At 50.9% G+C, this 15,448-nt stretch carries 13 protein-coding genes; 11 read left to right on the forward strand and 2 right to left on the reverse strand.

Annotated features, from left to right (window positions below; translation table 11 throughout):
* Positions 1-5 precede the first annotated feature (5 nt).
* The 11 genes from EHV15_RS19650 to EHV15_RS36590 all read left to right on the forward strand — a co-directional run bounded on the left by EHV15_RS19650 (position 6) and on the right by EHV15_RS36590 (position 11,760).
* Complete coding sequence (locus tag EHV15_RS19650; protein ID WP_128632687.1) at positions 6-1,337, forward strand: 2-hydroxycarboxylate transporter family protein; 1,332 nt, start codon at positions 6-8, stop codon at positions 1,335-1,337.
* A gap of 44 nt (positions 1,338-1,381) precedes the next feature.
* Entirely contained in the window at positions 1,382-3,628 is a 2,247-nt protein-coding gene (locus tag EHV15_RS19655) for an ATP-binding protein (protein WP_128632688.1), read from the forward strand.
* A 42-nt stretch (positions 3,629-3,670) separates the two neighbouring features.
* Complete coding sequence (citD, locus tag EHV15_RS19660; protein ID WP_128632689.1) at positions 3,671-3,964, forward strand: citrate lyase acyl carrier protein; 294 nt, start codon at positions 3,671-3,673, stop codon at positions 3,962-3,964.
* The gene (gene citE, locus EHV15_RS19665) at positions 3,965-4,837 is read left to right on the forward strand and encodes a citrate (pro-3S)-lyase subunit beta (RefSeq protein WP_128632690.1); all 873 of its coding nucleotides are present in this window, start codon (positions 3,965-3,967) and stop codon (positions 4,835-4,837) included. It begins immediately after the preceding gene.
* Between the two features lie 19 nt (positions 4,838-4,856).
* Positions 4,857-6,407 carry a citrate lyase subunit alpha gene (gene citF, locus EHV15_RS19670; RefSeq protein WP_128632691.1) on the forward strand — a complete coding sequence of 517 codons (1,551 nt, stop codon included), beginning with the start codon at positions 4,857-4,859 and terminating at the stop codon, positions 6,405-6,407.
* 65 nt (positions 6,408-6,472) lie between these two features.
* A complete protein-coding gene (locus EHV15_RS19675; protein ID WP_128632692.1) occupies positions 6,473-7,645 on the forward strand; it encodes an NAD(P)-dependent malic enzyme in 1,173 nt (390 codons plus the stop codon).
* A gap of 92 nt (positions 7,646-7,737) precedes the next feature.
* Entirely contained in the window at positions 7,738-8,799 is a 1,062-nt protein-coding gene (citC, locus tag EHV15_RS19680) for a [citrate (pro-3S)-lyase] ligase (protein ID WP_128632693.1), read from the forward strand.
* Positions 8,796-9,431, forward strand: coding sequence for a citrate lyase holo-[acyl-carrier protein] synthase (gene citX, locus EHV15_RS19685; RefSeq protein ID WP_128632694.1), 636 nt, complete (start codon positions 8,796-8,798; stop codon positions 9,429-9,431). The genes citC and citX overlap by 4 nt, the downstream gene beginning before the upstream one ends.
* Positions 9,406-10,278, forward strand: coding sequence for a triphosphoribosyl-dephospho-CoA synthase CitG (gene citG, locus EHV15_RS19690; RefSeq protein WP_246061687.1), 873 nt, complete (start codon positions 9,406-9,408; stop codon positions 10,276-10,278). The genes citX and citG overlap by 26 nt, the downstream gene beginning before the upstream one ends.
* Positions 10,279-10,469: 191 nt before the next feature.
* Positions 10,470-11,498 (forward strand): LacI family DNA-binding transcriptional regulator, encoded by a 1,029-nt coding sequence (locus EHV15_RS19695; protein WP_128632695.1) that lies wholly within the window; start codon positions 10,470-10,472, stop codon positions 11,496-11,498.
* A 112-nt stretch (positions 11,499-11,610) separates the two neighbouring features.
* Positions 11,611-11,760 (forward strand): hypothetical protein, encoded by a 150-nt coding sequence (locus EHV15_RS36590; protein ID WP_178075904.1) that lies wholly within the window; start codon positions 11,611-11,613, stop codon positions 11,758-11,760.
* A gap of 270 nt (positions 11,761-12,030) precedes the next feature.
* Here the strand turns inward: EHV15_RS36590 and EHV15_RS19705 are convergent, their stop codons facing one another.
* Both EHV15_RS19705 and EHV15_RS19710 read right to left on the reverse strand, forming a co-directional pair.
* A complete protein-coding gene (locus tag EHV15_RS19705) occupies positions 12,031-13,635 on the reverse strand; it encodes a response regulator transcription factor (RefSeq protein WP_128632696.1) in 1,605 nt (534 codons plus the stop codon).
* Positions 13,628-15,424: a sensor histidine kinase gene (locus tag EHV15_RS19710; RefSeq protein ID WP_128632697.1), complete on the reverse strand. Its 1,797-nt coding sequence runs from the start codon at positions 15,422-15,424 to the stop codon at positions 13,628-13,630. The genes EHV15_RS19705 and EHV15_RS19710 overlap by 8 nt, the downstream gene beginning before the upstream one ends.
* Positions 15,425-15,448: the final 24 nt, after the last annotated feature.

Consider the following 15,448-nt stretch of genomic DNA (forward strand, 5'->3'; position numbering starts at 1 on the left):
AGAATATGATCAATAATCCGTTAGAACTGCCTCTGCAGCAGCAACCGGTTTGGAAAAAGATGTTAAGCTATCGGATTGGCGGAGTTATACCGGTAGGTGTGTATATTCCGTTTATGCTGGTGGTTTATTTTCTGATTCACGGCGGCCATTTTCCGCAAGATATGCTCGGGGCTGCATCCATTATGATGCTTTATGGTTTTATTCTAGGCGAAATCGGCAAGCGAATTCCGATCCTTAAGGATCTCGGAGGCGCTCCCATTTTGGCGACATTCGTACCGTCCTATATGGTGTATGCCGGACTGATGCCGCAAGCTGCAATTGATACCGTTACCGTTTTCATGGAACAAACCAACTTCCTGTACCTGTACATTGCCATCGTCATCTGCGGCAGCATTCTTGGGATGAATCGGGATTTAATGGTGAATGCGATCGTAAAGCTGTTCGTGCCGGTCATTGCCGGTACTCTTCTTGCTATGGGGGCAGGCATGATTGCAGGCATTGGCCTTGGGCTCGGCGCCTACAAGACATTCTTCTATGTCCTTGTTCCGATTATGGCCGGCGGTGTTGGGGAAGGTGCGATTCCGCTGTCCATTGGCTATAGCCAAATTCTAGGCACGACACAGGAAGAAAATTTCGCAGCCGTTCTACCGGCAGTGATGTTGGGCAGCTTATGCGCGATTATTTTATCGGGGTTGCTGAACAAATTGGGCCAGAAGAAACCGGAGCTGTCAGGGAACGGCACATTGCTTAAGTCAGGAGACAGCGATGTATTAAAGTATGCGGAAGACAAGGACAAAAAACCGATCAACCTGAACCAAATGGCAACAGGCGCCGTAATGGCCATCGGTTTTTTCATGCTTGGGACCTTGGCGGCTGAAGCGGTTGGACTGCCTGGCGTAATCGTTATGCTATTCGCGGCTGTTATTGTGAAGTACTTCAATCTTCTGCCTAAGCAGCTTCAAGACGGGGCCCAAATGATGCAGCGTTTTTTCGTCGTCGCTGTAACTTACCCGCTGCTGCTTGGTATGGGCGTAGCTAAAACACCATGGGAAAGCCTAATTTCCGTATTGAGTCCCGCTTATTTGATTACAATTGCCGTAACCGTCATCACCATGGTTGCAACCGGCTATTTTGTAGGAAAGTGGATGAATATGTACCCGGTTGAAGCGGCGATTATTACCGGAACCCGCTGCAGCCAGGGAGGAACGGGCGATGTGGCGATTCTGACCGCTTGCGACCGGCTGCAGCTGATGCCCTTCGCACAAGTGTGCACCCGTCTGGGCGGTGCGGCTACCGTAACAGCAGCTATCTTCCTGCTTCGCTGGCTGACGCTCTGAGCAATTTTACCGTTTATGGAACAGCCCGGAGGGAATGAGCCTGCATGCATTTCAACATGAGAAAGCTGCTGAAACGAAAAAGTGTGCTGTATAACTTAGTATTATTTGCGCTTCCGTTCATCGTTCTTATCCTCGTCCGGATGGCTTATTCGGTTTATATGGACAGCGAACGGACGGTGATCCGCCAGCAAGAGGAACAACTGTTGACCATAGCCAAATTGACAAGCAAAAATCTGGAGGCTTCCTTTGAGGAACAAATCCGCAATCTCGGAATTGTGGCGGGAAACCGCAGCGTCGCTTCCGGTTTGGCGGACGGTGACTCCGGGCCTGTAGAGCAAGCGATAGAAGCCTATTACAAGGCTAAGAAAGAAAGGGTTAACAGCATTAGTGTGATCAACAAAACGGGAAGCATAGTGAACACCTATCCCCAAATGAATGATGCCGAAGCCCAAAAAATTTATGACCTGGTCAAAGAGGATATACAGCGGGTCATGAAGGAAAAGAGACCTTTGATTGGGGATGCGAAGCTTGAACAGCCGGGATCGTACGTCTTGCCTATTATTCACCCGGTATTTCTGGACAATGAATATGAAGGCATGCTGATCAGCAGCGTGGATCTGAACGCATTATATGAACAGCTCGTCAAACCCGTCAAGGTTGGGATGAAAGGTTATATTCATGTAAAGAACGCTCAGGGGATTTATCTTATGAACCCGAAACAGGACAATATCGGGAAGTCCGTTGAGACCTTGAAGAGGATCTATCCAAACCTGGATTACAAGGATCTCGACAGGCTGATAGATATGCAGTTGAGCCGGGAGGAAGGGTCCGCGGAATACAATTCATACTGGTGGATGGACAAAGATTTCAAAAAAACAAAGAAATTCGAATCTTTTTCCAGGGTCCGTTTTAATGAGTTCTTTTGGGTCGTTACCGCCGTTATGGATTATGAAGAGGTTAAAGGCCCGATCGCTCAAAGCAGGATTAGGCTCCTCGAGATTTTTGCCATGATTCTGCTGATCCTTTCCTGTGCTTTCTTCATTATTATGAAGACTCAGCGAAAAAAAGCCGCACTGGAAGTGGAAACCAAATATTTGCGGAAGCTGAATTCCACCAACGAGGAATTAAGGAAGAAAGATATGCAGCTGCTGCATTCCCAGAAGCTTCAGGAACTCGGCATGCTCACCGGGGGGATTGCCCATAATTTCAACAACCTGTTGACTCCGATTCAGGGGTATTCGGAAATCATTTTGCACAAGCTTGACCCCAAGGATGAGATTCATGAGTATGTGAACGAGATCTACGAAGCTTCCGAGAAGGGGAGGAGCATCATTGAGCAGATTCTCGTCTTCAGCCGTTCCGACAGCGGCAAAGGCAAGCATGCAGCCGTAAATTTAGAAGAGCTTATTGCTGAAACCCTAAACCTGGTGAAGCCGATTATTTCCCCGAATATCAAGGTGATTTTCGAAAAGAAGGGCGGCTCATCGGCGATTCTGGCCAATAAAGTACAGGTTCAGCAGGTAATTATGAATCTGTGCAACAATGCCTGTCATGCCATGAAATATAACGGCGGAGTATTGAATGTCACGCTGGAGAATGTGCCCGTACAGGAACTTGGGAAAATTCAGAACGAAGCAATTGATACGTCTGCCGACTATGTGAAATTTTCGGTTTCCGATACGGGGCACGGGATGAGCAAGGACACCATGTCTCGAATCTTCGGCCCGTTCTTTACGACAAAGGTTGCAGGCGAAGGCACGGGGCTGGGACTGTTCATCGTTTACGGTATCATCAAGAATCACAACGGCTTTATTACCGTGGATAGTGAAGTAGGAAAAGGAAGCTCCTTTACGGTGTACCTCCCTGAGTCACGGTCGCAGATTTCCGGCCGGCAATCGGATCTGCCGCCCGTTACTGTGGAGCCTAAAAGCATTCTGTTGATCGATGACGACAGGAAAGTATTGAAGGCCATGAGAAGAAGCCTGGAGTCGATGGGCTATAAGGTGATCCCGGAGCAAGACAGTATAGAAGGGCTGAAAATTTTCGAGCAGAACCCATCCCGGTTTGACATTGTCATTACCGACCAGGCCATGCCTTGCATGAAAGGTCTGGAGCTTGCGGAACGGATGAAGGCGCTGCATCCCCGCATCAAGATCATCCTGGTGACGGGATTAGTCGAAGACAAGGTTACCCGGTACAAAGAACGTCTGATCATAGACGATTATATGTGCAAACCGGTTACGGGCTCGGGATTGGCAAGGGTGATCAGTGACATCTTCCAGTCCTGGTAAACCGGCATTACAACCGGCACATCATCAAAAGAGGTGTTTCATGTGAAGATCAAACAGGCGGCCATTGCAGGCACGCTGGAATCAAGCGACATATCCATTGCCGTTGAAGATAATGAAGGCAGAGGGATCGAGATCGAGCTTGTCAGCACGGTTGAAAACCAGTTTGGCGGTCAAATTCGTAAAGTAATCCGGGAAACGCTGGAAGGATTGGGAGTCAAGGACGTGTTGGTGCGGGCCAATGACAAAGGCGCTCTGGATTGCACCATTCAAGCAAGAGTCAAGACGGCGGTAGGCCGTGCGGTTGATGAGGACCTCCGTCCATGGGGGGAGAAATAAATGGGCAGACTTAGAAGAACGATGCTTTATGTACCCGGCAATAACCCTGGAATGATCAGGGATGCTCATATTTACGGCGCTGATTCCATTATGATCGACCTGGAGGATTCGGTTTCGCTGAATGAGAAGGACGCCGCACGTCTTATCGTCTATCATGCCTTGAAGACATTGGATTTCGGCGGCACCGAGATCCTGGTAAGAGTCAACCCGCTTAATACCCCCTACGGGAGAGATGATTTCGAAGCCATCGTAAGAGCCAAGCCGGATGCAATCCGGCTGCCCAAAACCGAAACGCCCGCAGATGTGGTCGAAGCGGATGAACTGATATCCGAAATTGAGACAAAGATCGGTTTGCCCCGCGGCACCATCAAACTGTTTGCGGCCATCGAAAGCGCCAAGGGCGCCTTGAACGCCGAGCGGATTGCAACGGCGAGCAGCCGTTTGATCGGGATAGCGATCGGCGCGGAAGATTTCGTGACGGATTTGAAGACAACCCGTTCCCTGGAGGGAATCGAACTGCTTACGGCCCGCAGTTTCGTCTTATTCGCCGCCAGGGCAGCTGGGATAGCCGCGGTCGATACCGTATTTTCCAATGTGAAGGATGATGAAGGATTCGCGGGCGAAGTGAAGCTGATCAAGCAGCTTGGTTTTGACGGGAAATCGATCATCAATCCGCGCCAGATCGAAATTGTCCATCGGATCTATGCGCCAACGGAAGATGAAATAGAGAAAGCGCAGCATGTTATTGAAGCTATAGAAGAAGCGGAAGCCAACGGTTCCGGTGTCATCAGCCTGAACGGGAAGATGATTGACAAACCGGTCGTGGAACGGGCCCGCAGGGTGCTGGATCTTGCGGCTGCCGTTAAAATATAAGCGAAAAAAGGTGAATGGTATGTTTAACGAGGCGGGAAGAGAAATTCCATCGTTTATTGACGGGATCGGACCGCTTGTCCCCTATCATAAGAAAGCGGCCAACGGCCAGTATAAGAATACGGAAAGATTGAAGGACCGCCAGCATAACCCGTCCAGGGACAAAGTCATGGGCTCGATCGAACAGGTCATTGAAGCGACCGGCTTAAAGGATGGGATGACAATATCCTTCCACCATCATTTTCGGAACGGGGATTATATCGTCAATATGGTTATGGATGTTATCGCCAAAATGAGAATTCGCGATCTTACGATTGCGGCCAGTTCCCTCACCGACATCCATGCCCCTCTGGTAAAGCATATCCAAAGCGGTGTTGTCCGCAGAATTGAAACAAGCGGACTGAGAGGCGAGCTTGCCCATGCTTATTCCCGCGGGATGTTTGACATTCCCGTTATGATCAACTCCCATGGAGGGCGGGCGCGTGCTATCGCATCGGGAGAATGTCCGATTGACGTCGCCTTCCTGGGTGTGCCTTCCTGCGATCCTTACGGAAACGCCAACGGCTATTCCCGAGGAAACGATGCGGCCTCCGCTTGCGGTTCGCTCGGTTATGCCAAAGTAGACGCCCAGCATGCGAATAATGTCGTTCTCATTACTGACAATCTTGTTAGTTACCCGAATGTGCCCTTTGGTATACCCGAGTCTCAGGTGGATTATGTGGTTGTGGTGGATTGTATCGGCGATCCCAAGGGAATTGTATCGGGCGCAACCCGGTACACCAGCAATCCGAAGGAACTGCTGATCGCAAGGCATGCCGCCGACGTGATCGGCGCTTCCGGCTATTTTTACGACGGCTTCTCGATGCAAACCGGATCCGGAGGAGCATCTTTGGCTACTACGCGGTTCTTGCGGGAAAAGATGCTCGCCGCTAACGTCAAGGCCAGCTTCGCTCTCGGCGGAATTACCCAGCAAATCGTCGATCTCCATGAAGAAGGGTTGATCCACAGGCTGCTGGATGTCCAGAGCTTTGACCTGAGGGCGGTGGAATCTTTAAAGAACAACAGGTTCCACCACCAAATCGACGCCGAATATTATGCGAGCCCTGATAACGCGGGATGTGCGGCCCACCAGTTGGATGTGGTTGTATTAAGCGCCCTTGAGATTGATTTGGAGTTTAATGTGAATGTTATCACAGGCTCCGACGGAATGATTCGGGGAGCATCCGGGGGCCACTGCGATACAGCGGCGGGAGCAGCCGTATCCATTATTGTCGCGCCGCTCCTCCGTGGCCGCATGCCATCGATTCTGGACAAGGTCAATACGATCATAACGCCGGGGCATACGGTGGATGTTCTGGTAACAGACCAAGGCATTGCGGTCAATCCGCTGCGGCAAGATTTGCTGAATAATCTGCAGTCGGCCAAACTCCCGGTTGTGTCTATCGAAGAGCTAAAGGAAAAGGCAACCCGGGTCGTTGGCTATCCTGAGCCGATCAAATGGGAGGATAAGGTCGTAGGCGTAGTCAAATACAGAGACGGGTCGGTCATTGATGTTATCCGTCAGGTCAAGTAGGGAACGATAAGAGCCGAACGGATTTGGATCTATCAATTACATGTTCATGCTGGAGGTTGGGACAAATGGGCATAAGGGAAGAGGCATTGCAGGCCCACAGGGCGAGAAACGGCAAGCTGCAAATTGCAACGAAAATGCCGCTTAATAACAAGCACGATTTGGCGTTGGCGTATACGCCGGGGGTAGCGGAACCCTGCAAAGAAATAGCCAAAGACAAAGAAAAGGCCTATGAATACACGATTAAAGGCAGCACCGTCGCCATTCTAACGAACGGGACGGCCGTTTTGGGGCTTGGCAATATCGGCCCCGAAGGGGGATTGCCCGTTATAGAAGGCAAAGCGCTGCTGCTTAAGGAGTTTGCCAACGTGGACGCGTTCCCGATCTGTATCGACAGCCTTGATCCCGATGAAATTGTAAGAACCGTTCAAGTCATCGCACCCGGTTTCGGAGGTATTCATCTGGAGGATATTAAAGCGCCAGAATGCTTCTACATCGAGGATAGGCTGAAGGAAACGCTGAATATTCCCGTATACCATGACGACCAGCACGGGACGGCCGTTGCGGTGCTCGCGGGTCTGTACAACGCCATGAAGATTGTTGATAAAGCTTTGGACAGCATACGCATCGTGATCAACGGGGCGGGCGCGTCGGGTATTGCTATCGCGAAATTGCTGCTTTCGGCGGGGGCGAAGCATATTGTGTTGTGCGATATCAACGGCGCAATTTCGGAAAACGCCGGCTCCATGAACAAGGCCCAGGAAAGCATCGCGAAAGTCACGAACAGAGATTTCGAGGCCGGAAATCTTGAAGAAATTATTAAAGGCAAGGATGTATTCATCGGGGTGTCGGTTGAAGGGGTGCTGACGAAGGAAATGGTGCAAACGATGAATCCGGACAGCATCGTCTTCGCCCTTGCCAATCCGGTGCCGGAAATTATGCCGGAGGATGCTTATCAAGGCGGAGCAAGAATCGTGGCGACAGGCAGATCCGATTTTCCCAATCAAATCAATAATCTCCTGGTATTCCCGGGTATTTTTAGAGGCGTTTTGGACGCAAGAGCCCGAGATATCACGGACGAGATGAAGCTTGCCGCGGCTCAAAGCATTGCGGAACTGGTGAAGGATGAGGAACGGAATGAACATTACATCGTTCCGGACGCCTTCGACAAGAGCGTGAGCCGTGCCGTCAGCGAAGCGGTGATCCGAATCGCCCGGGCGGCGGGAGCCGCAAGGAAATAATTCAAGAAGCAAGCTCAAAAATGAATCCGGGCGCGTATCCGTTCCGATCTGAAGGAGGCGGGACGCGCCTATCATGTTTGGGGAGAGGCAGCATGTGGATGTTGGAAATGGAGGAGCAGGTTCTTAAGCTGGAATCCGACAGGGATAAGGACAGACTGATTGCTTTTTTGAAGTCCCGGGGTCTTACACTGGATAAAGACATCCAGCACTCCGTGGCGATTGAAGAGGAGGGACGTATTGTCGCAACGGGGGCCTTTTCGGGAAGAGTGCTGAAATGCATCGCTGTAGACGAAGCGTATGCAGGCAGGGGATTGTCCGCCCGTGTTATGAACCACTTGATCCGTGAGCAGTACAGAAGAGGCAGAACCCGTCTCTTTATCTTTTCGAAACCCAAAAACAAGATGATCTTTTCTGAACTCGGCTTTCACATCGTTGTGGAGACGCCTTCCGCTGTTCTATTGGAGAACCGGAAGGATGGCTTAAGCCGGTATCTGGATGAAATCGGGAGGAAGTCCGGGGACGGGGAGGAGGTTGTTGGGGAAGGGGGCGATACTGTAGGCGCGGTGATTGTCAACGGCAATCCTTTTACGCTGGGGCACCGGTATTTGATCGAATACGCCGCCGCGAGGGTACAAAAGCTTCACGTATTCGTGGTATGGGAAGACCGGTCTGTGTTTCCGCAAGAGATCAGATACAGGCTGATCGGGGAGGGTGTCAAGCATTTATCCAACGTGGTGCTTCACCAAGGTCGGGACTATATCATATCCGACGCGACCTTCCCGTCTTACTTCCTCAAGAAAGATGAGGATGCGGCCGAGGTCCATGCCGAGCTGGATCTGACCCTGTTCTCCCGGCATATCGCGCCCCATCTGCATATCACCAAGCGGTTTGTCGGAAAGGAACCCTCCTGTAAGGTAACCCGAACCTATAACAGGACCATGAAAAAGCTGCTTCCTGCATGGGGGATCGATGTGGAGGAAATACCCCGGATTTGCAGCGGCCAAGAAGCGATAAGCGCGTCACGGGTGCGGGAGCTGATCCGAAAGGATGATATGAACGCGGTGAAAGAGCTTGTTCCGGAAACCACTTACCGGTTCCTGCAGTCACCCGAGGCCGGTGAGGTCATCCGTTGCATACGGGGAGGATTGCGATGACAGATGCAGATGATGAGTTTGAAGTAACGCTGGAAGAGATGATGAAAGCGCGGGACCGCAGAGCGGCTAAACAGAGACAACTCCTCCTGACCCATTCGCTGCCGCTGATTTCCATGACGGTCAATATTCCCGGTTCCAGGAAATCGACTTTAATGAGCCGGCGGATTTTTCGGGAAGGTTACGATGCGTTGCTTGAGCGGCTTGCCGGGACCGATATGAAGCCGGTCTTTAAACAGATAGACGACCTGATCACAGGTCCCGAAGGATATATTATTGTCAATGCGGATGAACGGATCCTGAAGCAGTTTGCCGTTCAAATAGAGACGATTCACCCTCTCGGCAGATTGCTTGATATTGACGTTCTGGGAAGAGCTGGTCAACCCCTTTCGAGAAGCGATTTGGGTTATCCACGCCGAAAATGTCTATTGTGCATGCAGGATGCGCACATTTGCGGAAGAAGCAAGGCCCATTCCGTAAATAAACTTTTATACGCCATTCGTTCTATCGCTGATGCCTATTTTCAGGCAGAATGCGGTTCGCGGGTCGATATTCGCTGCGGGAAAACCATTAAGGAAGTGGGGAAACGGAAGGGGAGTATGTCTATCGATGAAAATGCAGAAGACGGAAATTAGCGGGAAGCTGGGAAAGACGGCGGTGCTGTCGCTGTTGCTTGAAGTTTCCTCCAGCCCGAAACCAGGCCTGGTTGACCGGTTTAATTGCGGCGCTCACCGGGATATGGACTTTTTCACCTTTATGGAGAGTTCGGCCGCATTATCCGGCTATTTCGTCAAATGTGCGCTATTGGGCGCGGAATTTCAGGGAGATCATCCTAAGGAACTGTTCCGCAGCTTGCGCCCCGTCGGAATTGCAGCCGAAAAGGCGATGTTTCAGGCCACGGGAGGCGTGAATACCCATAAAGGTCTTGTATTTTCGCTCGGGATCTTATGCGCGGCTGCGGCACACCTCATGGCGGTGCTTGAAACCGAACTGCTGGATGCGGATGAACTCTGCGGATTGATCGCCAGTATGACAGAAGGGTTAAGCTGCAGAGAACTGGCGTTCATGAACAAATCCGCAGGACTCACCAACGGCGAGAAGCTGTACCGTAAATACGGCTTAAAGGGGATACGCGGAGAAGTGGAAAGGGGATTTCCCACGGTCAGAAACGGATCATTCCCGGTTTTCCGGCAGTTAAAGGCAGCGAACGCGTACCATATGAACGAGATCTGCGTGCAGACCCTGCTTCACTTAATGGCCGTTAATGAGGATACGAATGTTGCGGCCAGACATGATTTGGATACGCTGGATTATGTCCGGCAGTATGCCCGCCGGGTTTTGGAAGCCGGAGGGGTGCTGACGGAAGCGGGCAAATCAATGGTTCTTCTTATGGATAAGGAGTTCATCGAAAGAAATATCAGCCCTGGCGGGTCGGCAGATTTGTTGGCCGTTACCGTCATGCTGGATCGGATTTGCATTTAATTGGATGATTCCAATCAGTACCGTCCGTCCCCGCCGTCTCCGCCTAATCTCAAGTAATCAGGAAGAACTTGACATATTATGACATGAACTATAAAATGAGTTTGCCGCAAATTTGCGCAATTTTCTTTGCGAGTTGCATAAATAAAATGTCCTTATTACTTGAAGCGGGATTGTAGAGAGGAACAGCAAAAATGGCGAGATTAAAAGATATAGCCGAACAGGTGGGAGTGTCGATCTCAACGGTTTCAAGGGTAATGAAAAATGATGCCAACCACTCGGTGAGTGAGGAAACGCGGCGAAAAATCCGGGAAACGGCAGAGCAAATGGGCTATCATTCGCAGCGCGCCGCCAAGGCAAAAAAGAACCAACCCAAACACGGTTTCCGGGTCGGTTGCGTTGTAGCGATGCCGCAGAACAAATATAACAATCCTTATTTTTCGATTATTTTGGAAGGGATCGAGAAAGAACTGGCCGCTTCCGGAATGCGTCTGGAGTTTGTGCACAGTCTGGAAAAGCAAGGCGATCTCCAGCAGCTGCAAACTTTAGTGAAGGAACGCTGCCTTGACGGCCTGCTGATTGTGGAAAGGATCGAGCAGGAGGCGTATCAGTGGCTTAAAGCGAACGTCGGCATCATCGTGGGGATTGATTTGGCGGACAAGGATATCCCTGTGGTCAGCTACGACCGGTCGGCCGCGGCGAAGGAAGCCGTACAGTACCTTATTGCCCAAGGCCACCGGCGGATCGCGTATATCGGCGGCGCGGAGCTTGATGATGATTTCCGGAGCGAGAAACGCTTTCTCGGTTACCAAAGCGCGATGCAGGAAGCCGGATTGCCCATCCAGGAAGATTGGGTGATCGATGTAAAATGGGATGTTTCTTTGAGCTATGAGCTGACGAAGCAAGCCTTCGAGAAAAATAACGATCGGCCGACGGCTATTTTTGCCGCCAGCGATATGATGGCGATTGCCGCAATGCGGGCCGCGACCGAGCAGGGGCTGAAAATTCCCGAGGATATCGCTTTTTTTGGTGTGGACAATATCGAAATATCCGAGTTTACCTCGCCTCCCTTATCCACCATCCACGTACCCAAACTGGAAATGGGCATGTTTGCCGTTAAAATGCTGCTGGATTACCTGAACAACCGGTATACCGTTCCGGTGAAACTGATCGTACCTTACACCATGATGCTTCGCCGGTCCTCGGGCGGCAACAGCGAATGAAGCTGGCCGTAGGGGGAACATCGTATTCGACGGCAGCTCCGTAACCGTAAATCCCAATGACCAGCCGGGCTTTAAGGCAAAGCTGTCCGCCGATGACGGCTATTATCGGGAAATGAAGCATTTCATCGAAGCGATTATCCACGATCAACCGCTCGTCATTTGCACGCCAGAAAGCGCCGCCGACTCGGTGGCGCTGGTCGAAGCGGAAGAGAAGTCGGCGAATGCCGGCGGGGCTTGGGTAAGCGTTGATGTAATGGGGTAAAGCCGCGATCTACTGCTCCGGGTCTATCGTTGAATGGAATAGTTGCAAAACATACAATTACTTTCCGGAAATGCTGCCACAGCGCTCGGTTAATTGTAAAACATACAATTACTCCGCTATCTTTTGAAGAAAAGGGGGAGAACCGGGGATATAATTGCATAAAATACACTTAAAACGAATGATTGGGCAGATAGATATAAAGTTAGTTGTATGATTTGCAATTATTCGTCAGAGTATAGCCAATTTTGTCTGCTGCATTGTCTGAACTAGCTAAATCGACTTCCGGAACTCGTTTGGGGACATGCCGGCGAAATTCCGGAAAAGTTTGATAAAATAGCTCGTATGCTCATATCCAAGCTGCTCGGAAATTTCCGCAACGTTTAAATCGGACTGGTTCAACAACTCCTGCGCTCTTTCCATTTTTGTGCGGGTGACGAATTCGACGAAGGTTTCCCCGGTTTCCTGCTTGAAAATCCGGCTGAAATGAGACGGGTTTAGATTTAAGCGATGAGCCATTTCCTCCATTGCAATCTTCTCGCCTGTGTGGATTTGGACGTATCGCTGAGCTTCCGCAATTTCCCGGCGTACGGTTTGTTCCCGCAGCGCCTCTATTTCGACGGATTTTTTTTCAAGAAAAGCCTGTAGCCATTCTAGCAGATGGTCCAGCGTTTCGATCGAAGCGATCTTCCGCTGCAGCATTTCGGTGTCGAAGCTCGTGACGAAATTTTGCATGACGGTGTACTTGAGTTGGAGCTCCATGGTCATTTTCAGCACCCAGCTTTTAACGGCTTCGACCGGGTATACCCCGTTTTCGATAACCTGTTTCCACTCTTTGACGGCAAGCGAAATCCGGGCCTTGTCCCCGGAAAAAATGCAATCTTTCAGCTCTTGCAGGGCTTTGGAATAATGCAGGAAGAGATCCTCTTTCGTTGTCTCCACAGGCAGCACTTTCGCATAGATACGCTCGCCCGCATAGAAACGGAACGTTTTGGCGTCAAACAACTGCTGAATTTCTTTTTTCATTTGGAGCAAATCGCGGCTGACTTCACCGCGAATAAACGAAATTCCGACGCGCAAATGTTGATGCATTTGTTGTTGAACGCGAAGCAGTTCTTCCCGAACGTCCTCATAAAGATTTCGTTTTAACGTATGCGGAAAGGGGAACAAAAACAAGTATTGCTGTTCGTTCAGAGCAAATATAAAGCTTTCGCCCAAACGTACTAACTCCTGCAAGGCGTTATCGATGACGAACTGCATGTTGACGGCTCCGCCAAAGCGGATTTCCAATTCAGCGGCCCGTTCCACTGAGGCGGCAACCGGAAGATAAGGAACGCCGTCACGGATCCGGATTCCGAAATTTTGAAATTCGTTTGCCCATTCCGCTTCGTTCCAGACCGGTTGTTCAAGAAACTTGCGGATGAACCGGGAACGTATCGCGGATAAATTCTGCTGAACTACGTTTTGGAGTTGGTTCCGGTCGTTTTCCAACCGTTTTTCCTCGGTCAATTGGTTCGTCAACCGGCTCAGTACGGAAGCGACCTGATCGATCTGAAGGCTTTCCTTCAAAATATAATCGCTTACGTTAAGCTTCACGGCCGCCTGCGCGTAGTGAAAATCTTCGTGGCAAGACAAGATGACCGCCTTCAGCCGGGGGTTGAGCGCGCGCGCTTTTTCGATTAATTCCAGTCCGTCCATCACGGGCATTCCGATATCCGTTACGAGAATGTCCGGACGATGGAGTTGGCAAGCCTCCCAGGCTTCGCCGCCGTCGGAACAAACGGCGGCCAATTCCAGATCCAGCTTCGGCCAAGGAATGCCGGCGCTTAAATAATCCAATACCGTGTAATGATCGTCGGCGACGAGAACTTTAAACATGATGGTCATCCTCCCCCGTATTTTCGATCGGCAACAGCAGTTCCACGCTCGTGCGCCGCCCGTATTCGCTTTGAATGTCCATTTCAAACCGCTCCCCGTATAACAGTCTCAAACGGCTGTAAACATTAAACAGTCCGATTCCGGCGGACGAAATCCGTTCGCCCACGGCCATTTGCTCGATCAGATCCCGCTTTTGGTAGTTCAGCCGCTTCTTTAATTCTTCGAGCGTCTCTGGAGTCATGCCCAGGCCGTTATCTTCAACCGTTATTTTTAAGGAGGAACCGGCGGTTTGCGTCGCCTCGATCGAAATCAACCCGCCGCTCCGGGAAAAGCCGTGTTTGTAAGCGTTCTCGATAATCGGCTGCAAGATAAAGCGTGGAACGGTAACGGTAAACGGGTCCGCCTCTATTTGCCAACGGGTCTCGATCGGAAAGCGCGTGGTAAACTTCATCAAGTCTGTATATTGCTTGGCTGTTTCGATTTCGGCGTAGAGAAGGGCAAATTCATCCTGCTTGGAAAGGCTTGCACGCAGCAACGAGGACAGCGAACCGACGACGAGGGCGGTTTCTTCATCGCCTTTCATCAACAATTTCAAGCGGATCGAGTTCAGGACGTTAAATAGAAAATGCGGATGAACTTGCGCCTGCAGCATCGCCATTTCCGCTTGCCGCTTCAATTCCTGCTCCATCTCCACCTGGGTCAGGATTTGCTGGATGCGATCGAGCATAAAGTCGAACGAACGGCCGAGCCGGCCGATTTCATCAGGTCCGCGAATGTTGGAACGTACGCTTAAATCCCCGGACTCTACTTTCTTCGCCGTTTCCCCGAGCGCCAGCACCGGCTTGGTGAAGCGCCGCAACAAATAGGTTAAGGCGAGCAAAAAGCCGATGGCGAACATGGCTTGCAGAATTAACATCGTTTGATACATCCCGTTCAATTTTCCCGTAAGCTGCTCGTAAGGAGCTACGCTCACGAGCTTCCAGCCCGAAAAACGCAGCGGGAGCGAAAGAAACAGTTGATTTTCCCCATCGATTTGAATAATCTCCGGGGAAGCAGGCACCTCTCGCGGCAGTACGTTCTCGAACCGGTCTCCGATCAAATCGGGATTACGATTCGATATGATGCGGTTGTTTTCGTCCAGCAGAAACACGTCCTCCTCCATACCGGCAAAAAGCTCCCGGACGGTGTTTTCCGTACGGCTGACCATGAGATAGGCAAACGGCGGTTTATTTACGGTCTCGGTCAAGGCCCGAGCGGTCATATACACATACTTCTGTTCAGGGTACAGCGGAGGCAGATAGTTATCGAGTCCGCCTAAAAATAATGTCTCGAAAGCCGTCAGGTGCTCCGCCCGCGAAAACCAGTCCTCCCGGAAAAAAAGCTGCGGCTCAAAGTCGTAGAACGAGTAATCGGAATACGCCCGGCCGTCCCTCGTCAGCAAGGTCAGGCGCAGGTCCCGCTTCTCGCCGGCGATTTGCTCCAACCGGGTCGTCAGCTGCCTCGCGGCAACCGGGCTTTCTTTCGCCTCTTCCAATAATGTTTTAATTTCCGGATCGAATTGGACGAAGTTCGATATGGAAACCATTTCTTCCAGTATCGCTTCCACTTGAGACTGCGCAATCATGAGCGATTGCCTCGCTTTTCCCAGCGTATGCTCGCGGATGATGACTTTGGAATACACGCTGGTCGTGTAAAGCATGCCAATCGCCGGCAGCACAAGGCAAGCGATTGAAGTAAGAATCAGTTTTTTCCGCAGGGACACATGCTTGAAGCTCAGTCGGATCCCCATTGTTTGTCCATCACCTCGGCGTTT

It is taken from the genome of Paenibacillus oralis, assembly GCF_003863965.1.
GTDB lineage: Bacteria > Bacillota > Bacilli > Paenibacillales > Paenibacillaceae > Fontibacillus > Fontibacillus oralis.